The 20406-nt window shown below is 50.5% G+C and carries 18 protein-coding genes; 3 read left to right on the top strand and 15 right to left on the bottom strand.

The genetic code is table 11. The annotated features are described in order from the left end of the window. Positions 1 to 144: 144 nt before the first annotated feature. The 8 genes from R70331_RS09580 to R70331_RS09545 form a co-directional block, all read right to left on the bottom strand. On the bottom strand, positions 145 to 714 hold the full coding sequence (locus R70331_RS09580) for a manganese catalase family protein (RefSeq protein WP_039871648.1): 570 nt from the start codon (positions 712 to 714) through the stop codon (positions 145 to 147). A gap of 33 nt (positions 715 to 747) precedes the next feature. After that, entirely contained in the window at positions 748 to 1017 is a 270-nt protein-coding gene (locus R70331_RS09575; RefSeq protein WP_042174898.1) for a spore coat protein CotJB, read from the bottom strand. A gap of 4 nt (positions 1018 to 1021) precedes the next feature. Next, positions 1022 to 1240, bottom strand: a complete 219-nt coding sequence (locus R70331_RS32025; RefSeq protein WP_039871645.1) for a spore coat associated protein CotJA — start codon at positions 1238 to 1240, stop codon at positions 1022 to 1024. Positions 1241 to 1447: 207 nt separating this feature from the next. After that, entirely contained in the window at positions 1448 to 2806 is a 1359-nt protein-coding gene (locus R70331_RS09565; protein WP_042174896.1) for a hemolysin family protein, read from the bottom strand. A gap of 18 nt (positions 2807 to 2824) precedes the next feature. Further along, a complete protein-coding gene (gene yfkAB, locus R70331_RS09560; protein ID WP_042174894.1) occupies positions 2825 to 3958 on the bottom strand; it encodes a radical SAM/CxCxxxxC motif protein YfkAB in 1134 nt (377 codons plus the stop codon). A 281-nt stretch (positions 3959 to 4239) separates the two neighbouring features. After that, positions 4240 to 5328, bottom strand: a complete 1089-nt coding sequence (locus tag R70331_RS09555) for an HD-GYP domain-containing protein (protein ID WP_042174893.1) — start codon at positions 5326 to 5328, stop codon at positions 4240 to 4242. Between the two features lie 95 nt (positions 5329 to 5423). Continuing rightward, on the bottom strand, positions 5424 to 6251 hold the full coding sequence (locus R70331_RS09550) for an undecaprenyl-diphosphate phosphatase (RefSeq protein ID WP_042174891.1): 828 nt from the start codon (positions 6249 to 6251) through the stop codon (positions 5424 to 5426). An 84-nt stretch (positions 6252 to 6335) separates the two neighbouring features. Beyond that, entirely contained in the window at positions 6336 to 7775 is a 1440-nt protein-coding gene (locus R70331_RS09545; RefSeq protein ID WP_042174890.1) for a bifunctional metallophosphatase/5'-nucleotidase, read from the bottom strand. 138 nt (positions 7776 to 7913) lie between these two features. Between R70331_RS09545 and R70331_RS09540 the strand changes: the two genes are divergently transcribed. The 3 genes from R70331_RS09540 to R70331_RS09530 all read left to right on the top strand — a co-directional run bounded on the left by R70331_RS09540 (position 7914) and on the right by R70331_RS09530 (position 10215). Continuing rightward, positions 7914 to 8627 carry a molybdenum cofactor biosynthesis protein gene (locus R70331_RS09540; RefSeq protein ID WP_042174888.1) on the top strand — a complete coding sequence of 238 codons (714 nt, stop codon included), beginning with the start codon at positions 7914 to 7916 and terminating at the stop codon, positions 8625 to 8627. 79 nt (positions 8628 to 8706) lie between these two features. Then, on the top strand, positions 8707 to 9750 hold the full coding sequence (locus R70331_RS09535) for an HD-GYP domain-containing protein (RefSeq protein ID WP_042174886.1): 1044 nt from the start codon (positions 8707 to 8709) through the stop codon (positions 9748 to 9750). Between the two features lie 219 nt (positions 9751 to 9969). Beyond that, complete coding sequence (locus R70331_RS09530; protein WP_042174884.1) at positions 9970 to 10215, top strand: DUF7667 family protein; 246 nt, start codon at positions 9970 to 9972, stop codon at positions 10213 to 10215. Between the two features lie 687 nt (positions 10216 to 10902). Here the strand turns inward: R70331_RS09530 and R70331_RS09525 are convergent. The 7 genes from R70331_RS09525 to sufC form a co-directional block, all read right to left on the bottom strand. Then, positions 10903 to 12783, bottom strand: a complete 1881-nt coding sequence (locus R70331_RS09525) for an ABC transporter ATP-binding protein (protein ID WP_042174882.1) — start codon at positions 12781 to 12783, stop codon at positions 10903 to 10905. After that, complete coding sequence (locus R70331_RS09520) at positions 12773 to 14548, bottom strand: ABC transporter ATP-binding protein (protein ID WP_042174880.1); 1776 nt, start codon at positions 14546 to 14548, stop codon at positions 12773 to 12775. The genes R70331_RS09525 and R70331_RS09520 overlap by 11 nt, the downstream gene beginning before the upstream one ends. Before the next feature lie 618 nt (positions 14549 to 15166). Then, positions 15167 to 16564 carry a Fe-S cluster assembly protein SufB gene (gene sufB, locus R70331_RS09515; RefSeq protein WP_042174878.1) on the bottom strand — a complete coding sequence of 466 codons (1398 nt, stop codon included), beginning with the start codon at positions 16562 to 16564 and terminating at the stop codon, positions 15167 to 15169. Positions 16565 to 16582: 18 nt separating this feature from the next. Next, on the bottom strand, positions 16583 to 17020 hold the full coding sequence (gene sufU / locus R70331_RS09510; protein ID WP_042174876.1) for a Fe-S cluster assembly sulfur transfer protein SufU: 438 nt from the start codon (positions 17018 to 17020) through the stop codon (positions 16583 to 16585). Further along, positions 17007 to 18233, bottom strand: coding sequence for a cysteine desulfurase (locus R70331_RS09505; RefSeq protein ID WP_042174873.1), 1227 nt, complete (start codon positions 18231 to 18233; stop codon positions 17007 to 17009). The genes sufU and R70331_RS09505 overlap by 14 nt, the downstream gene beginning before the upstream one ends. Further along, positions 18230 to 19531, bottom strand: coding sequence for a Fe-S cluster assembly protein SufD (gene sufD, locus R70331_RS09500; RefSeq protein ID WP_042174871.1), 1302 nt, complete (start codon positions 19529 to 19531; stop codon positions 18230 to 18232). Before sufD ends, R70331_RS09505 begins: the two co-directional genes overlap by 4 nt. A 29-nt stretch (positions 19532 to 19560) precedes the next feature. After that, positions 19561 to 20343, bottom strand: coding sequence for a Fe-S cluster assembly ATPase SufC (gene sufC, locus R70331_RS09495; protein WP_042174869.1), 783 nt, complete (start codon positions 20341 to 20343; stop codon positions 19561 to 19563). Positions 20344 to 20406 lie beyond the last annotated feature (63 nt).

Below are 20406 nucleotides of genomic sequence, written 5' to 3'. Positions count from 1 at the left end.
TGTTTTCCCTCCTGTGGTTTATTATCCAAACATATTAACACAGCTAACTTTATTCAGCTATGCTTCTGTTTAGTTACAAACCTCTGATTCATCCAATATAAAAAGCCGCCGTAAATGGCGGCCTTTATAAATACCAGATTCTATCTAGAACACCCGCTTCTTATCCCGTTCCTCCATCAGAATCTGCACGGATTCCTTAAAGCGGATTGCATGGATAATCTCACGCTCCCGCAGGAACTTAAGGCTGTCCTGCAGATCTACATCATCCGTCATGTCAATCAGCCACTGGTATGTAGCTCTGGCCTTCTCTTCAGCAGCGATGTCCTCATATAGATCAGCGATGGGATCGCCCTTGGCCTGGATGTAGCTGGCGGTCCACGGAACCCCTGCTGAGTTCTGGTAGAACAGGGCATGATCGCGCTGTGCGTAGTTTGGCCCCAGACCTGCCGCTTCCAGCTCCTGCACAGAGGCATCCTTGGTTAGCTTATAGATCATGGTGGCAATCATTTCTAAATGGGCAAATTCCTCAGTTGATATGTCAGTAAGGACACCGATCACCTTATCAGGAATCGAATAACGCTGATTCATGTAGCGCAGGGCTGCTGCCAGCTCCCCGTCAGCCCCCCCATACTGCTCCATCAGGTAGCGCGCCATTCTTACATCACATTTGCCGACACGCACCGGGTACTGCAGCTTCTTCTCATAAATCCACATCCGAAAGCCTCCCTCCTATACGCTGTTTTTGCGCTATACCTGCCAAGGCCAAGGGCTCTGGCTCCATTCCCACGGACATTTGGAGTACGCCCGCCCGAAATTCTGCAGCGGCCCGTACAGCTCCTGAAACTGGTTAGCCAGCCGGGTTCGCTCCTGAGTCAGCTGGTTAAACTGCTCGATTGCCTTCAAGTCCTCCGGATGAGTATCCAGATACAGATTCAGCTCAACCAGAGCAAAATCAAGCACCTGCAGCTGCTCCAGCATTTCATAATAACGCGGCTCACATGCTTTTGGCTGCTCCATCTGGCTAGACACCCCCTTTTCCGGCTTTGGATTCGTAAGGACTGTAGAAGGCCGGCCATAAGGTTCCAGCCCTCAGGGCTTCAGCCAACGGATACTGTGGCAAGCCCGGCGGCTGGAAGTTGACATACTGGTTGGGCGGCACAACGTACGTTTTGAACGGCACTGGCGGGCAAGGATCAAACGGTCCCCGGTAAGTAGCCCATACACGCTCCTGGGAGTTCAATAAAGTTCCCCTCCTTATTAGGTCTGCTTCAAGTTCAGGCGTTCTTCCCTTCGTAACTACTGTATGATGCTCTGAGGCGTTCACAGAACGTTTGTCACACAAAATCCCCCTGAAACCTAAACATTCTTTATCAGCAAAAAAAAAGCCGCGCCGCTTCATCAGGTCAGAGGACCCTCATTCAGCAGCACAGCTTATAAAATAATATATTTACTCCCTGTCTTCATCCTCACCGGGATCTGTTTCGTCCGTCAAAGGCGGATTCAGACGGTGTATCTTGATTCTCGTAATCCGCAGGCGGGTTGATTCCTCTACTTCAAAGGTTACATCACCAATTACAATGTGCTTGCCCTTGGACGGATTGCCCTCCAGCTCCTTAAACAGCCACCCGCCGATCGAATCCACTTCTTCATCTTCGATAATGACACCGGTCAGATCGTTCACATCCTCGATCAGCATCCGCCCGTCCACCGAGATAAATTCACCGTTACGCTCAACGTCCGGACGCTCATTCTCGAACTCGTCGTGCAGATCGCCGACTATTTCTTCAAGAATATCCTCAGCAGTCAGGAGACCGGCCGTTCCACCGTATTCATCGACCACGAGAGTGAGCTGGGATTTGTTCTTCTGCATGAGCCGCAGCGCATGGCTGATCTCCATAGATTCCGGGACATTCAGGATCGGGCGCACCAGTGATGCCAGGTCATTCTGCTGATCCAGCGGGGCGAACAGCAGGTCAGTAATATGGATGAAGCCGATAATCCGGTCTTTATCCTCATTGGCTACCGGGTACCGGGAATGCTTGGTTTCGTTAATAATCCGCATATTTTCTTCCAGTGAAAGATTGCTGTACAGCACATCCATATCGGTGCGCGGCAGCATCACTTCACGGGCAAGGAGGTCCGAGAATTCAAAGATGTTATCCATCAGTTTCATCTCATCCTTGTCGATGACCCCGCTTTTGGCGCTCTGGTTCATCAGGATGCGGATTTCTTCCTCCGAGTGGGCTGCCTCTGCTTCACTGGCCGGTTCTACGCCAACTAATCTCAGAAGCGCATTTGCCGAAGCGTTCAGAACCCAGATGAACGGCAGGAACAGATTATAGAAGAACATCAGCGGTGCAGACAGCAGCAGCGCAGAGCCTTCTGTTTTTTGAATCGCCAGCGATTTCGGGGCAAGCTCTCCCAGTACAATATGTAAAAAAGTAATAATGGAAAATCCGATTACGACTGATACGGTAGAAATCAATGTATGGTCGGTAACCCCCAGCTTGAACATCAGCGGCTCAACCAGCAGCTCTGAGATTGCCGGCTCCCCGATCCACCCGAGCCCCAGTGAAGCCAGCGTAATGCCGAACTGGGTAGCAGAGAGATACGAATCGAGCTTCTTGTTCACCTTCAGCGCATACCCGGCCATTTTATTTCCTTCGCTCACCAGCTGGGTCAGACGGGATTGTCTGACCTTCACCAGCGAGAATTCAGCAGCAACAAAGATACCGTTCAACAACACAAGCACCAGAACCAGCAACAGATTAAGCAGTAAGCTTCCTATGTCAAATTCCGTATGCACAATAACAACGCCTCGATTCTACAAAGTGATCGCTTTTCTTGATTTGAAATCGATCTTTGGATAGTACATATCAGCAACCAGCAGATTTGGCCCGCAGCAGCCCGCAGCATCACAGAAGCAATTAACCTTCTGGTTGAGGGGATGACTGCTTAGCCACTCAGCAAAAATATCATCCAGCCGGTTCGTTTCAATGTTGCCAAAGGCAGAAATATCGGCAAAATCTGTTACGAATACATCACCGGTAAACATATTTACATTAACCCGGTTGCGTCCGTCCGGATCATTGCGCAGTGTCACATTCTTTTCTGTACGCAGCCTGCGCAGCAGTGTCTGGTGCTCTTCAAGTTCGCTGCAGGCAAAAAACGGCAGAGTGCCGAACAGCATCCACATCTCCGGATCACGGGCGTCCAGCAGGGAATGAATAGCATTCCCCATCTCCTTCAGCGATAGCACAGGAAGTGAGGAAGCGAAGCTGGAGGCATACATCGGATGCACCTCATGGCGCCGCGCCCCCATATCACCGATCAGCTTATGAATTTGCGGCAGCTTCGTGTGTGTGCGGTAGTTAATCATGGATTCTGCCGAGATCAGCATACCGTCTTCACTTAGCCGGCGGGAATTATCAATCATTGTCTCATACAGCCGGTAGGCCGCTTCTTTCGCGACCGGGTGCCCGCTGTTCGCGAAGCCGACCTCGTGGAAGTCATCACCGTTCACGTAATTGAAGGAGATATGCATAACGTCCAGATATGGCAGGAGCTTCTCGTACCGGGCATAAGGCATGGTGAGATTCGAATTGATCTGCGAGCGGATACCTCGATCATGCGCATATTTCAGCAGCGGCACAATCATATTATCTACCGTAGAAGCCCGAAACATCGGCTCTCCCCCGGTTATGCTGATGGTCTGCAGATGCTCCACCTCGTCCAGGCGCTTCAGCATATTGGTAAGCGGAAGCATGTCCCCTTCCTTCATGGTCAGGCTGTCCCCGACAGCACAGTGCTCACAGCGCATATTACATAGATTGGTAACCGTCATCTCCACACTGGTCAGCACATGACGTCCATGCCGGCGGAGTGAAGTAATCGGATCCCAAGGATCGTAGCTTGGCGACAGCTCCTTCATTGATCTTGATGGTTCTAATATACTCATTTTTGCTTGCTCCTTTAATGCGTATTCCTTATTATTAACCCAAATATATGAAAAAGATAGGCAACTTACCTTTTATCATACCACGGCGAGCCAAAAATCGTCATGTTCTGAAGCCACAGTCTGCAGCAGCACCTTTTATATGCAGCTAACGAAAAACAGCGGGGCGGACACAGGCACTATCTGCCGCACGGCTGCGGCTGCCCGTTGTTCGCTCCTCGCTGCTAGGTGGCAGGGGGCTGCGGGTGAAGTCCCTGCCGCCGCTCCTGCGGTTCTGGCAGACTTCACTGTTCATCATTTTCAGAGACATCAGATATCACTACAGAGAGTGCCGTGCCCAGATCCAGCTCATGCGGGGTAACCGGCTCATCTTCCGGCCCTGTAAATATGCGTACTACCGGCCTGTGCGGTGTACTAGGATCAATTTTGACCACAACGCCGCTTTCGCCTGTGCTCAGCTTGACAGTAAGCCCCAGCGGATAGATGGCTACACGGTCTCTGAACAGCTCCAGCTGCTTCTGCTCGTATAGCGTGCCTGAACCTACATAGAGCGCCTCTACAGCCTGATGGGGCAGCATTGCCTTTTTGTATATCCGGTTGGAGGTCATGGCATCATAGGAATCGGCAACGCCAAGCCACTTGGCATATTCATGGATCTGCGGGCCGGTCAGGCCGCGCGGATAGCCGGAGCCGTTGATCCGTTCATGGTGCTGAAATGCGCAGTGAGCGGCAAGCAGCGGGATGTTGGGCTCTTCTTTTAGAATCCGGTAGCCGATCTCGGTATGCGCCTGCATATGCTTGAACTCCTCATCGCTCAGCATGCCGGGCTTCTGAACGATTTTGACCGGAATCTGGGTTTTGCCGATGTCATGCAGCAGTGATCCAAGACCGAGTACCCGCAGCTCTTCCCTGCTGTAGCCGTAAGCAATTCCAAGCACCAGTGTATAAAGACATACGTTAAGCGAATGGACATACAGGTAATTATCTGCTGTATGCATATCCGCCAGCATGATCATCGGATCTTCCTGGGAGGACATATCATCCAGAATAGAATCCATAATTTTGGAGAATTTTTTGTCCAGATGATAGAAGCCCTTGGTAATCCCCGAGGCACCGGACATCTCCTGGAACTGGTTCCTGATAACTTTGAGCGCCTGGTTGCGCGTCTCATCATGCAGCATTGACGTAATCACAACATCGTCCGTATGGGCATCCTCAATATAGACATAGCCGATGTCGATCTTAGCCAGCCGCTTAATTAACGCATCCGTAAGTTCTATCCCGTCAGCGAGCAGAACCAGTCCTTCATCATTATAAATCTTTTTTCCGAGCTTCATCCCAGCCTGAAGCCGATTCACGGATACTAAACGCACCTTGGCTCACTCCTGCCTTTAACGGTAAATTACTATTCTGATTCGAAGTCTTTTGAAATACTGTATGCTATACCGTTATCACGGGTAAACCTGAATTAACGCATAATAAACAGCCAGAAAACAGCTGCCAGAATAAAACGGTAGATGGCAAAATGCGTCGGTCTGATCTTCTGGATCAGCTTCATAAATAATACCACCACGAAGTATGCAACCACAAAGGCAATTACGAATCCTATCGCGAAATCCATTATGGTATCCTTTGTAAAATACTTGTAGGAATCCAGCAGCTCATAGCCGGATGCGGCACACATAATCGGAATCGCAATGAGGAAGGAGAAGTCCGCCGAAGCCTTATAGCTTACCCCGCTCAGCATCCCCCCTGAGATGGTTGAACCAGAACGGGAGAATCCCGGCCATAATACGGAAATAATCTGATACAGGCCGATCGCCAGCGCCTGGCCGTACGACAGATCATCCAGCTCATGCGCAGTCACACGCGACTTATGCTTGTTCCACCACTCCGCCACAATCATCAGTATCCCCCCTGCAACGAGCGCCCAGAGTACTGTAGTTGCTCCAAAGAGGCCTTTAATAAAGTCCCTGGCAAAAAAAGCGACCGCCAGCGCCGGAGCAATACCCAGGATAACGTGGATCAGATTAAGCCGGGGGGCCGGCATAACTCCGCCTCTGCCCCTGTTGCTCCGGCCGATGCCGAGCAGGTCCAGCACACGTTTGCGGTAGACCAGTGCGATAGCCAGAATGGCCCCGAGCTGGATCACGATTTCATATGTCTTCATGATCGAATTTTGCTCATCAAAGCCAAGCAGCTTGGTGGTAAGAATCATATGGCCGGTTGAAGATACGGGAATAAATTCGGTGATACCTTCAACTATAGCGAGAATTATTGCTGTAATTGTATCCATGGCTTCCTCCTGATTTTGATTAAAAAAATGAACCTGGCCCGTCTTCTGCCTGTGCTGCGATAATTGCGTTTATGTAGATGTTTTTTATGTGGCTGTGCTCTCCCAGCGGATAGCAGCAGCTTCCTCAAGGCTTCCCGGACGCTGAAGCTCAATCCGCAGCAGATCACGCAGGAAATGGGGCACCAGATAAACCGGATCGCGCCCGTTCGCAATACTCTCATAGCCGGAGCGGAAGGTGAACATATCGAGAGTACCGACCTCGTACTCTGTATCATCCTCCAGCGGCTCCCCTTCGACAAAAACTGCAATACTATTATCATACGGTATTACGGCAGGATCGTACAAGATTTTTAATCCGTCTGCGGCCAGGCTCCCGAGCACTTTGCCCCTGAAACCATAGCCAAAGATAGGCTTAGTACAGAACTCCTCCCTGAGGCTCTGCAGCAGGGCTGTCCGGATATCTTGGCCCTTAAGCCTTATAACGCAGGAGTTAATCGGCGAGGGACATAGGGCGTGCAGCATACCTGCCGTAATGTTGCCTTCCGGAAGAGGCCCAAGCAGCTGTCCGGTATTGACCAGTGACAGCCGGGTGCCTGTAAAACGGCGCACGGCCTGGGCGAGCAGATTGCCGAAGGGCGATTCTCCAAGCAGATTCAGCGGCAGCTCTTGTCCGGTAATCGCTACAGTCTCCTCCAGCGCCTCCTGCCCCTGCTGCAGATGCAGCGCAGCCGCAGGAGCAATAACAGCTTCTGTCAGCCTTTGATCCAGTTCAATACATTCTCCGCTCACCAGTCTGAACGGTACTCCCGGTTCCGGCCGCTCAAACTGCAGCCTTCCCAGATAACGGCCGAACTTGCCCGCGCCGCAGACAGCCGTCCCGCTTATCATCAGCGGCTGCTCCAGCATATGGTGGGTGTGACCGCCCAGAATGGCATGAACCCCTTCCAGCCGCTCTGCCAGCAGCTTATCTGCCGGCAGCCCCAGATGAGACAGAATAATTACAAGATCCGCCTGCTGTGCCAGCTGGCGGCACTCTTCACGCAGCGCCTCCTCCGGATCTCTGACGTCCCAGCCCAGCAGGGCATAAAAGGAAGTGAACGCAGCAGTAGCCCCGGTTATGCCGATCCTGATCCCATTCTTCTCCACGATGGCATGACGCTTCATCCATAGCGGAGGCTGGCCTGTGGCAGCATCAAGAAAATTACAGCATACTACGGGGCACTGCAGCCCGGAGAATATGGCGGCTAGCGTCTCCGGTGAGAAGGTCAAGCCTTCGTTGTTACCTATAGTAACCGCGTCATATCCGGTCAGATTAATAATATCAATGTTCGCCTGGCCCATCGTTCCTTCAGTCTCCACTGCAGCCCGGTCCATATGGTCACCAATATCCACCAGCAGCACGGCTTCCTCACCGGCGGCTGCCTTCAGGCCGGATATCCCGGCAGCAATGGGACTCATCGTCTCAAAATGGCTATGTATATCATTTGTATGAAGTATCGTCAGTCTCTGCGGTACAGACTCCATGAGCACTAGTTCCCTTCCTTCTGTAAAGCCGTTCCGGCAGAAGCGGCAGGCATGTAATCTTATGTAGCCTAGCATAACATTTTCAAGGGCAATATGGTATATTGTAATCATTATTAGAAGCATGAGGTGAAATGAATAATGCAGATAACCATACGCCTGTTCGCCGGCCTGGCCGAGCTGTTCAGCGCATCCACACTTACATTTCAGGTCCCGGAAGCTCCGCTGACCGCAGGCAGCCTGAAGGCACAGCTTGCCGCTTCCTACCCTGAGGCCGCACAGCAGATCCATACTTCACTAGTAGCCGTTGATCATGAATATGCACCTGATGACACCCTTATTTCTGCAGATGCCGAAGTCGCCCTGATTCCGCCTGTATCCGGCGGAGAACCAGAGCAGACGGACGGTGAGACAGCTGACGGCCTATTCAGCATAACCGGTCAGCCCTTGAATGCAGAAGCCCTCCTCGATAAGGTGCTGGATCAGAATCACGGCGCTTCTCTGGTGTTTGTCGGCACCACAAGAGAAATGACCGGAGATCAGCGGACAACAGCGCTTCATTATGAAGCTTATACACCGATGGCGCTTGGCAAGCTGCAGGAAATCGGCAGTGAAGTTAAGAGCCGCTGGAACGCGAATTGCGCAATTGCACACCGTACAGGCCTGGTCGGACTTAAAGAGGCAAGTGTCATTATCGCGGTGTCCGCCGCACACCGTGATATCTGTTATGAAGCAAGCCGGTTTGCTATTGAGAAGCTGAAAGCCTCAGTACCTGTATGGAAAAAAGACATCAATGACTCCGGTGAAGCCTGGCTCGGCTCCGACCCCAAGGCCGAACAATATAAGCCGCTTTAGCACATGCTGCAAAATCATTGAATAATTCCTGCTTTGTTGCTATGCTGAGGAAAATTGCGATGAGTAAGGTGGCCTAGCATTGAGAGTACACGTCATGGATCTTAAAGCCGGTGATTTTCTGCGGTCGGATACCTTTAGTTCGAAAGGGCTGCACGTATTGCCCAAAGGCTCTCTTCTTCAGATGGAAGAGATATCCAAGCTGATACAACATGGGGTAGATTATGTAGATATTGAAGAGACTCGGCAGGAGCCTGTTGTACCGACCAGCAGATCTTCCGTTATCCAGGCAGTAACCGCCAGCTTCGACAGCAGCATTGATGGCTTCGAATCCGTATACATGGAAGCGTTGACTAAAGGAAGCTTTAATCAGTCTGTCGTTGATGACATCCTGCAGCCCACGCTGCAAGCATTGGACAAGCACAAGGATGTGGTAACTCTCCTATTGCTGCTGGACCGGGAAGATAATTACACCTATAACCATTCCCTGCAGGTTGGCATGCTTTCTTATTATATAGCTTCCTGGCTGGGATATTCCAAGCAGGAATGTTATGAGATCGGCCGGGCCGGTTATCTGATCGACATCGGGAATTGCCGGGTCTCCCCGGCCATACTTAAGAAGCCGGGCAAGCTTACACCGGCTGAATACGAAGAAGTGAAATTACATACGCTTTACGGCAATGAAATTATCCGCAATTCCATGGATGATCCCTTCACAGCCCTGGTTGCCCTGCAGCATCATGAGCGGGAAGACGGCAGCGGCTACCCGAATGGACTGACTAAAGCCGAAATTCATCCCTATGCCCAGATTGCAGCCGTCGCCGATACCTACAGCGCAATGACTACCCACCGGATCTACCAGTCGAAGCAGGAGCTTATCTCCGTGCTGCGGGAGCTTAATTCGCTTAGCTTCGGCAAGCTAAACGGCAGACATGTACAGGCTTTTGTCCAGCATCTGATGCCCAATTTCATCAATAAAAAAGTGCTACTCAGCACCGGGGATATCGGTGTTATCATCATGAATAATCCGCTGGATGTCTTCCGTCCGCTGGTGCAGTGCGACGGCATGTTCCTTGATCTGTCCCGTGAACGCCAAATTTCCATTATTGAAATTTATATGGAATAAGAACAAGGCCCCCTGACCGCTAGCGGTACAAGAGGGCTATTTATTTGAGTGAAATGGAATAGTCACTTTCTATTGGGGCATTGACTAGTAATTGGATAGTAATTGGATAGTTATTGGATGGAAATTGGATGACAATTGGAGGGTAATTCCAAGAATGTTTGGACTCCGGATTCTCTGGCGAGGCTGTAAAGACAGCTGTAAAAAACCGGAGGTGGAGTAATGCTACTGATTCATCAGCGGCTGGCTGAGCTGTATACCATAGGCTGCAAGCGTCCGCTTACGCAAGCAGAGCTTACAGAACAACAACACTGCCTGCACGCCAACGCTGTCTACTGCTGGGAGATCAGCCGGCTGAATATGGAGGAACAGCTTGCGGCATTAACCGCAGATACGTTATGGCAGCAGGACATTGCTGCTCAGCTTCAGGAGGTGCGTATCAGCGGTAAAGCACCTAGGCGCCGGTAATGGCTGCTGTACCGCTGCTGCACACAACAGAAAATTTGCTCAAGCCGCTGTTACCTCTTCTCATCTTCAAAACACATATGAATGCAAGCCATTATATCAGGGCTGGCCGTTTGAACCGGATGTCTATATAGATTGAACTAATGATTTTTCTAGTTTGGGATTAACCGCGACTCCAGAGAATATTTGGACTTCCGGCCGCTGTTGTCTTCAGATTTCTTGATTTACACCGCTTATAGCGGTAGAAATCCGAAGACTGCCTGCCTATGCTTCCGATACGAGCTTTTCTTCGAAAAGCTTTCAGGCTGACGCTACCGCTCCTACAGTTTCAAAATTCCCCTCCGCCACTCTTCCCTTAACTTAAGTTTACAAGTTCCATCTATATAGTTGGAATGTATCCACTTACATCACTTTTGCTGATCTAACATTTGTAATTAGCGGGATATTGTCCACCTAATCCATCCCTTTTCGGATAAAAACCTGCATTTCACATAATGTAAACGGATTCTTTCCGCTTAATAGTCAGTTAACAGAGAAATAAGCTGAATTAGCGGACGTTTTTCCAGCTAATATGCAGATGAAGCTTCTCAGCAGCTCCGCTGGCACCATGGCGGGCACACCACCGGATAACCCTTTTCCAGGCAAACAGCCCGTCTCCAATAATCCGGAGACGGGCTGCTGACTTTACTATTAGAGGAAGCGGAATTGCGCTTCAATCAATCCGTTATAAATGCCGTCCCGTGCCGTAAGCTCGGCATGGGTTCCTTCTTCCTTGATCTCACCGTGATCCAGCACGACAATTTTGTCGGCATGTCGGATCGTTGAAAGCCTGTGAGCCACGATAAAGGAGGTCCGGCCCTTGAGCAGGATTTTCAGCGCGTCCTGGATTTTGATCTCTGTCTCGGTATCAATACTTGCAGTAGCTTCATCCAGAATCAGAATCCGCGGGTCAGCCAGGAGCGCACGGGCAAAAGATAGCAGCTGGCGCTGTCCCATCGACAAGGCGCTGCCCCGCTCCTCTACCTCTGTGTCATAGCCGCGGGGCAGCTTCGTGATGAATTCATGCGCATCCACTGCTTTGGCTACCTCTTCGATCTCCAGGTCGGTTGCATCCAGACGTCCGAAACGGATATTGTCCCGGATCGTTCCCGAGAAAATGAACGTATCCTGCAGCACAATCCCGATCTGCTCGCGCAGAGTCTGCAGCTGAACTTCACGCACATCCTGGCCGTCTATTGTCAGCCCGCCGCTTTTAATATCATAGAAACGCCCAATCAGGTTAATAATGGTACTCTTCCCTGAGCCGGTATGCCCGACAAGCGCTATAGACTGGCCGGCTTTGACGTCGAGCGAAATCCCCTTTAACGCCGCCCGTCCCTTTTCATACTCAAATACGACGTTCTTGAAGCTGATATTCCCCTGAATCTTCGGCAGCGGCTTGGCATCCGGCTTATCCTGCACCGCAGGCTGCTCATCCAGGTATTCAAAAATCCGCTCCGAGGATGCCATAGCCACCAGCAGCTGGTTGTACATCTGGCCCAGCCTGTTAATCGGGTCCCAGAAATTGCTGACGTACGTACTGAATGCAACCAGGTAACCTACTGTAAGCTCGCCTGACTGGATCAGATAAGCGCCGTACCAGAACAGAATCATCGTGCCGATCCCGCCGGTAACCTCGATAATCGGGCCAAAGCCCTGGTTCATTGCCGAAGCCCTGTTCCAGGATTTGCGGCTGTCCATATTCATCGCGTCAAAATACTGCATGTTCTCCTGTTCCTGCGTGTAGGCCTGAGTCACCCGGATACCCTGAATCGACTCGTTCAGATGGGAATTGATCCGTGAGTTCTTCATCCGTACATCCTGCCAGGCGATCCGGATTTTCTGGCGCAGCTTAGTGGACACAAAGAACATAACCGGCACAGTAATCATTACAGCCAAGCCCAGCTTCCAGTTAATCAGCAACAGAATGACCATAATGCCGACCAGCTGAACACAGTCAATCATCAGATTGACAACTCCGTTTGTGAACAGATCCTGCAGGGAGTTAATATCATTCGTTACCCGTACCAGCACCGAACCGGCAGGCCGTTTATCAAAGAAATTAAAGGACAGCTTCTGGATATGCCGGAATAAATCTGAACGCAGATCATAAATGACCCGCTGGCCGATCACATTCGTGTACTTAATCCGGTATACCCCGGCAATCCACTGGATCAGATATAACACGATTACGCTTGCTGTCAATATGTAGAGCAGGGTTAAGCTAGGACTGCCTTCCTTGGGCGCAATTGCCTTATCAATGGCCATACTGGTCAGAAAAGGAACGGTCAGCTTGGTTACAGTGCCCAGAATCATCAATACAGATACCAGCGGGAGCATTTGCTTCGCGTACGGCTTCATATACCCGAACAGGCGGGTGAACTGCCTCCAGTCAAAGGCCTTGTCAATCTGGTCATCATCCTTGTATACAAAACGCTCCTCAAGGAGCTGTCCCGCAGCCTTACCCTGCTTACCGGCCTTACCGGACTTACCTGCCGGTCCGCCTGCCGCTTGTTTCTTTTCAAGCTCCATGCTCCGTCCCCTCCCCTCTACCCTGCGTTCTGGCCAGATAATCGGCATATTGAATCCTATACACATCCTGATACGGTCCGGGAACCTCAATCAGCTCGGCGTGCGTGCCCGTTTGCGCCATCCGTCCCTGATCCATAACGATGATCTGGTCGGCATGGCGCAGCGAGGAAATCCGGTGGGCGATAATCAGTGTGGTGCGTCCGCGCATAACCTCCTGGAAGCCGGCCTGAATCTCGTGCTCTGTCTCCATATCAACCGCACTCGTTGCATCATCAAGAATCAGAATCCGCGGATTCTTCAGCAATGCCCTGGCAATGGCAATACGCTGCTTTTGTCCGCCGGAAAGCCCCATCCCCCGTTCTCCAACCACCGTATCGTAGCCTTCCGGCATCTCCATAATGAAATCGTGGGCTTTGGCAAGCTGAGCCGCCCGGATGATCTCGTCCATGCTAACATTTTTGAGACCGTATGAAATATTATTGCGGATGGATGAGGAGAACAGAAACGTCTCCTGAAAAACAGTAGAAATCTGTGAACGCAGACTGCGCACATTGTACTCCCGGATATCAGTACCATCCAGTGTAATACTGCCTTCATTCACATCATAAGCACGCATCATCAGCTGGGTAATCGTTGATTTACCGGAGCCGGTTCCGCCCAGGAAGCCGATTACTGCGCCTGGTTTTGCTTCAAAGTGAATATCCTTAACAGCAGGCATTTTGTTTCCGTAAGCAAAGGTTACATGATTGAAGATAACCTCACCCTTAACCTTAGAGGAATCCAGCGGAAGAGCATCTGCCTTATCCTGTACATCAATCCGCTGGTTGAGCACTTCGAGCACCCGTTCTCCGGAGGCTTTGGACTGCGTATAGTTATTGATATGGAAGCCAAGTCCCCATACCGGACCGATAATGTACCAGATCAGGCTGAAAAAGGCTACAAGCTCACCCAGTGACATATTCCCTTTTATGACCAGTGTTCCGCCGACACCAAGCAGAATGGCAATACTGACCGAGGCCAGCAGCTCCATCACCGGGAAAAACTTGCTCCACAGCTCAGCCGCAAAAATTTGGTTATCTTTATAGCGTTCATTACGGTGCGAGAATTTCTGAACCTCATAATCCTCCCTGGCGAAGGATTTAACCGTCCGCACACCGGTAACATTCTCCTGTACAGCCGTAGTCAGAGAGCTTAAGGCAAGCCGCATCTCCTGAAAGGCGGGATGAATTTTCGATTCAAATTTGAAGGCTACAGCCGCCAGAAACGGCATCGTAACCAGGGTAACAAGCGTCAGCTGCCAATTAATAGTGAACATCATAATGGAGCCGAACAGCACCATAAAAAATACATTCAGCAATTGTGCGAAGCCGAAGCCGATAAAGTTACGGATTGCTTCCAGGTCCCCGGTTAAACGGGACATCAGATCGCCTGTCTTGGCAGTATCGTAATAACGGAAAGACAGGAATTGCAGCTTCTCATAACAGGCGTTACGCAGACGGTAGGCCAGAAAGTTACCCAGCCGTCCGCCAAAAAAACCATGGGCAAATTGCAGGCAGGCTTTTACAATGACGACTGCAGCAACACTGAGGGCCAATACCGGCACCTCTGTAAATTTCAGGGGAACAATAACATCATCAATCAGTCTTCTAAGCAAATTCGGGGTTATAAGCCCCACTGCAGTTGCGGCGGCCAAAGCTATAATCGACAGAATTAAATAATGCAGCTTCTCCCGGTAAAAGCCCCGCAGTTGCCTGAGAACATCCATTTCTCTCCTCCTTAAAGCTTAACCTCACATCGTAAGCCATATTTATTAGCGCTTTCACATTAGCGGCTTTAAGCAGTTTATCACCCATGTTTTAATGCGGCAAAGGGGAGAAACGTCCATATTCCATGTTTTTTCCGGTTAAATCAGGCTTAACCTGGCCTATAATGACTGCCGTATCTTTAATTGCTCCCGTTTCCTTACAAATGCTGCTCAATTTAGCTTTAGCATAATTCAACGTACATTTCACCGGATTTTGCGCTGAAAACAGCATTTTTCACCAACTATTTATCCATAAAAGTTATTATATGTATTTATCTGCAATCAAATGATCAAAAGTAATAGCTCCTCCACCAATATACTTCTTTCTCACTCCGCCGCCTAAGCAGCTATGATAAGCCGCCGGCTGTTATTTCCTCGGCAATACTTCCGCCTTATTCAGGCTTTACTAACTGCACCACGTCACTTAACGGTTAACTTCTGACAGGTTGGTAGCCGAAATCAAAAAAAGTGCCCGCTTATCTCGGACACTTCAGTGTCAGGATGACAGCGGGCACTACTTTATACGTTATCGTAAACGATTGTAAGGTTACATAGGTCCGGTCCTTCTATAAAGAAGAATTAACCGATGCTTCCTTCCATTTCGAACTTAATCAATCTGTTCATTTCCACCGCGTATTCCATCGGCAGCTCTTTGGTGAACGGCTCGATAAAGCCCATGATGATCATCTGTGTAGCATCAGCCTCAGTCAGGCCGCGGCTCATCAGATAGAACAGCTGCTCTTCGGATACCTTGGATACCGTGGCTTCATGTTCAAGAATGACATTATCATTCATGATCTCGTTGTACGGAATTGTATCTGAAGTAGACTGGTTATCCAGAATCAGCGTATCGCACTTGATGTTAGCCTTCGCGCCTTCTGCCTGACGGCCAAAGGAAGCGAGACCGCGGTAAGTTACCTTGCCGCCGTGCTTACTGATGGATTTGGAGACGATGGTCGATGTTGTGTCAGGTGCCAGGTGAATCATCTTGGCGCCTGCATCCTGGTGCTGGTCTTTGCCGGCAACTGCGATGGACAATACCGAACCTTTGGCTCCGCGTCCTTTGAGGACAACCGCAGGGTATTTCATCGTCAGCTTGGAGCCGATGTTGCCGTCAACCCATTCCATGGTGGCATTTTCTTCGGCTACCGCACGTTTGGTTACCAGGTTGTAGATGTTTGGTGCCCAGTTCTGGATCGTAGTGTAACGAACGCGTGCGTTCTTCATACACAGAATCTCAACAACTGCGCTGTGCAGGGAATTCGTGCTGTAGATCGGCGCTGTACAGCCTTCCACATAATGCACGAAGCTGTCCTCATCCGCAAGGATCAGGGTACGCTCGAACTGTCCCATGTTCTCAGAGTTGATGCGGAAGTATGCCTGCAGAGGCACTTCGCATTTCACGCCTTTTGGAACATAGATGAAGCTGCCGCCTGACCATACTGCACTGTTAAGTGCGGCAAATTTGTTGTCAGCCGGAGGAATGATCGTACCGAAGAATTTCTTGAACAGCTCAGGATGCTCACGGAGTGCAGTATCCGTATCCGTGAAGATAACACCCTGATCCGAAAGATCCTTCTGCATGCTGTGGTAGACTACCTCGGATTCATACTGTGCCGATACACCGGCGAGGAACTTTTGTTCTGCCTCCGGAATACCAAGCTTGTCAAAGGTTTCCTTGATCTCGGAAGGAACCTCTTCCCATGTTTTTCCTTGCTTCTCGGAAGGTCTTACATAATATTGAATATCTTCGAAATCCAGATCATCCAGATTGCCGCCCCATTTAGGCATCGGCATTTTGCGGAACTGCTCCAGGGATTTCAGGCGGAAGTTAAGCATCCACTCCGGCTCGTTTTTGATTGCGGAGATTTCGCGGACAATTTCTTCCGTGAGTCCTTTACCAGACTGAAATATCGACTTATGCTCATCACGGAACCCGTACTGGTACTCTTCCATATCAGGCGCTTTCTTAGCCATGGTGTCAGCCTCCTTGTTCTAATGTTGTTGGTGCCCTTCTTCTGTTTCAATGCCCTTGCGCAGCGCGTTCCAGGCCAGGGTAGCACATTTGATCCGCGCCGGAAATTTATTAACACCGGACAGGGCTTCTATATCTTCGTAGTCTCCGAAATCTGCATCTTCACCCTTCATCAGTGAGGAAAAGCTGTCAGCAAGCTCAAGCGCATGTTCGATGCTCTGGCCTTTGACCGCTTCCGTCATCATGGAAGCGGAAGACATGCTGATCGAGCAGCCTTCGCCGCTGTAGCGCGCATCCTTAACGATGCCGTCCTCTACCTTAAGCTGCAGCGTAATACGGTCGCCGCAGGTCGGGTTGTTCAGTTCGATCTTTAAGGCATCGTCTTCAAATGAACCGCGGTTCCGGGGATTTTTATAATGATCCATAATAACGCGTCTATACAGGTCATCCAAGTTCATAAGAGAAGTACTCCTTTGCCTTGATTAGGCCTTTAACCAGCGCATCTACATCCTCTTCCGTATTGTAGAGATAGAAGCTGGCCCGGGCTGTTGAGCTGACCTGCAGCCAGCGCATCAGCGGCTGGCAGCAATGATGTCCGGCCCGCACGGCAATGCCTTCGGCATCAAGTACGGTGGCAACATCATGCGGATGGACGTCACCGAGATTAAAGGTTACTACACCCACCTGACGGTTGCGCGGCCCGTAGATGGACAGATCGCTTATCTCAGACAGCTTCTGCTCCGCATAGGCGGCAAGCTGCATTTCATGACGGTGGATATTGTCCAGCCCGATCTCCTGCAGAAAATCTATGGCTGCTCCAAGACCGACAGCACCGGCAATAATTGGTGTACCGCCTTCGAACTTCCACGGAAGCTCCTTCCAGGTCGATTCGTAAAGGCCGACATCATCAATCATCTCTCCGCCGAATTCAACCGGCTCCATTGCTTCAAGCAAGGCTTTTTTGCCGTACAGAGCACCGATACCGGTCGGAGCCAGCATCTTATGGCCGGAAAACGCGTAGAAGTCGCAGTCCAGGTCCTGAACATCGACCTTCATGTGCGGAGTACTCTGCGCACCATCCACAACAATGACTGCGCCGTTGCGGTGTGCAAGAGCAGCAAGCTCTTTAACGGGATTCGTAACACCCATTACGTTGGAGACATAAGCGATGGCTACAATTTTCGTCTTGTCCGTAATGGTAGCCTCCGCATCCTCCAGCGTAACCGTTCCGTCCTGCTGCAGCGGGATAAACTTCAGGGTAGCCCCTGTCCGCTTAGCCAGCTGCTGCCACGGAATGAAATTGCTGTGATGCTCCATCTGGGTAATGACGATCTCATCACCTTCACCGACTGCAGCAGGGCCATAGGAGGATGCAACAATATTCAGTGCCGTAGTAGTTCCGCGGGTGAATATAATCTCCTTGACGCTGCGGGCGTTAATGAACTTCGCTACCTTCTCACGTGCGCCTTCATAAGCATCCGTTGCCCGGCTGCCTAAGGTGTGAACACCGCGGTGCACATTCGAATTATCCCATTCATAATAGGCTTTGACCGCCTCGATAACCTGACGCGGCTTCTGTGAGGTCGCCGCACTGTCCAGATAAACGAGCGGATGACCGTTAATCTTCTGGTTCAGGATGGGAAACTGATCCCGGATACTGCTGTTAATCATTGGCCCAACTTCCTTTCCACAAGAGTCTGGAGCTGATTACGCAGTCCCTCAAGTGGAATTTGCGACACGACAGGTGCCAGGAAGCCGTAAATGATAAGTTTCTCTGCGTCATGCCGTGTAATTCCGCGGGACATCAGGTAATAGACCTGCTCGGGATTGACCTGTCCTACGGAAGCGGCATGGCCTGCTGTTACATCATCTTCGTCTATGAGCAGAATCGGATTGGCATCTCCGCGCGCTTTCGGGCTCAGCATCAGTACTTTTTCAGTCTGCTGGCCGTCAGCTCTTGTCGCACCCTTCTCGATCTTCGTAATCCCGTTAATGATGGAATTGGCTGATTCACGCATTACCGCGCGGGTAATCATGTCACTTGGTGTGTTTTTGCCGAAATGCTGTGCTTGGGTAGTGTAGTTCAATTTCTGGGAACCCGAGCCTACTGCAATCACTTTGGCGTCAGAGCTTGAGCCGTTGCCCTTAAGCACGGACTTGGTATCGCTAGCAGTGTCGCCATAGTTCATCTCTCCGACAATCCACTCGATCGTGCCGTCATTCTCAACAACAGCCCGGCGGTAAGTAACATCTGTGGTGTCCTCCCCAAGCTGATGGACTGTCGCATAACGCACCTTTGCCCCTGCGCCGACGAACACTTCAACTGCCCCGTTGTGCAGACCTGCTTCAGCCTTGTCGGATACATAGTTGTCTACATAAGTAACAGAGCTGTTGGTGTCAGCAACGACCAGGATATGCGGAACAAAAGACGCCTCAGCATCATCGGTGAGCAGGACTGCCTGCAGCGGAGTATCAATAACAACATTCTTAGGAACATAGAGGAATACACCGCCGTTCCACAGTGCCGCATGCAGCGCAGCAATTGAATGCTCGCCCGGGAGTACAGCTTTATGCAGATAACGCTGCACAAGATCTCCATGCTCTTTGGCAGCTGTCTGCAGATCAGTGAAGATTACGCCCTGTGCAGCCAGCTCAGGCGCCAGACGTGTATAGACAACACCTGAATTATGCTGAATGATCAGGCTTCCTTCTTCCTGGTCCTTAATCAGCGCAGCAATAGCTGAAGGTGCTTCATTGAGGGCAGTAAGCAGCTTAGCCGCTTTGTAGCTTCCATAGTTGTTCACGTTCCAGCGGTCAATCCGCGTCTTCTCCAGTTTCGGCAGCTCCAGTTCGGCTGCCAGTGCCAGCGCCTGCAGGCGGCTGTCCTTCAGCCAGCCCGGCTCACCGCCGCTCAGTGATAATTCGCTGAGCCGCTCGGCATCCACCGGAAGAATGGTTTGCGTCGTCATAAGTGGTTTCCTCCTTCCTGGTGTATGAATTAAACTTCTTGTCCTACAGTTTCATCTTCAATGCCGAGCTCTTCCTTAACCCATTCATAGCCTTCTGCTTCCAGACGCTCAGCCAGCTCAGGTCCGCCGGATTTAACAATACGTCCCTGCATCATGACATGAACGAAATCAGGCTTGATGTAGTTAAGCAGGCGCTGATAGTGGGTAATAACGAGGAAACCGCGTTCCGGGCTTCTCATGGCATTTACACCTTCAGCAACAATCTTCAATGCATCAATATCAAGGCCGGAGTCAATCTCATCAAGAATGACGATCTTCGGGTCCAGCATCATCATCTGTAGTATTTCATTGCGCTTCTTCTCACCGCCGGAGAAGCCTTCATTCAAATAACGGTGCAGGAATTCCGGATTCATCTCCAGTTCCTTCATCTTCGCTTCCATCTGGCGGATGAAGCGGATCAGGGAAATTTCTTTCCCTTCTTCACGGCGGGAATTAATCGCGCTGCGCAAAAAGTCGGAGTTGGTTACACCGGCAATTTCGCTCGGATACTGCATTGCCAGGAACAGGCCTGCACGTGCACGCTCATCTACTGCCATTTCCAGCAGATCTTCACCGTCTAGAACAGCTGTACCTTCAGTAACCTCATATTTAGGGTGACCCATAAGTGCCGAAGCAAGTGTACTTTTACCGGTACCGTTCGGTCCCATGATGGCGTGAATTTCTCCGCCCTTCATCTGAATATTGATCCCCTTCAGAATCTCTTTTCCTTCAATGTTCGCTTTTAGTCCTTCAATGACAAAATCTGCTGCCATAATTAATATTCCCTCCACTCGTCAATTTGCGAAATCAGAAAGTTGTATTGTCACAGGATTTCC

This window comes from Paenibacillus sp. FSL R7-0331 (genome assembly GCF_000758645.1).
Classification (GTDB): domain Bacteria; phylum Bacillota; class Bacilli; order Paenibacillales; family Paenibacillaceae; genus Paenibacillus_AQ; species Paenibacillus_AQ camerounensis.
Note: the sequence above shows the minus strand (reverse complement) of the source record. Positions and strands in the feature narration are given on the sequence as shown.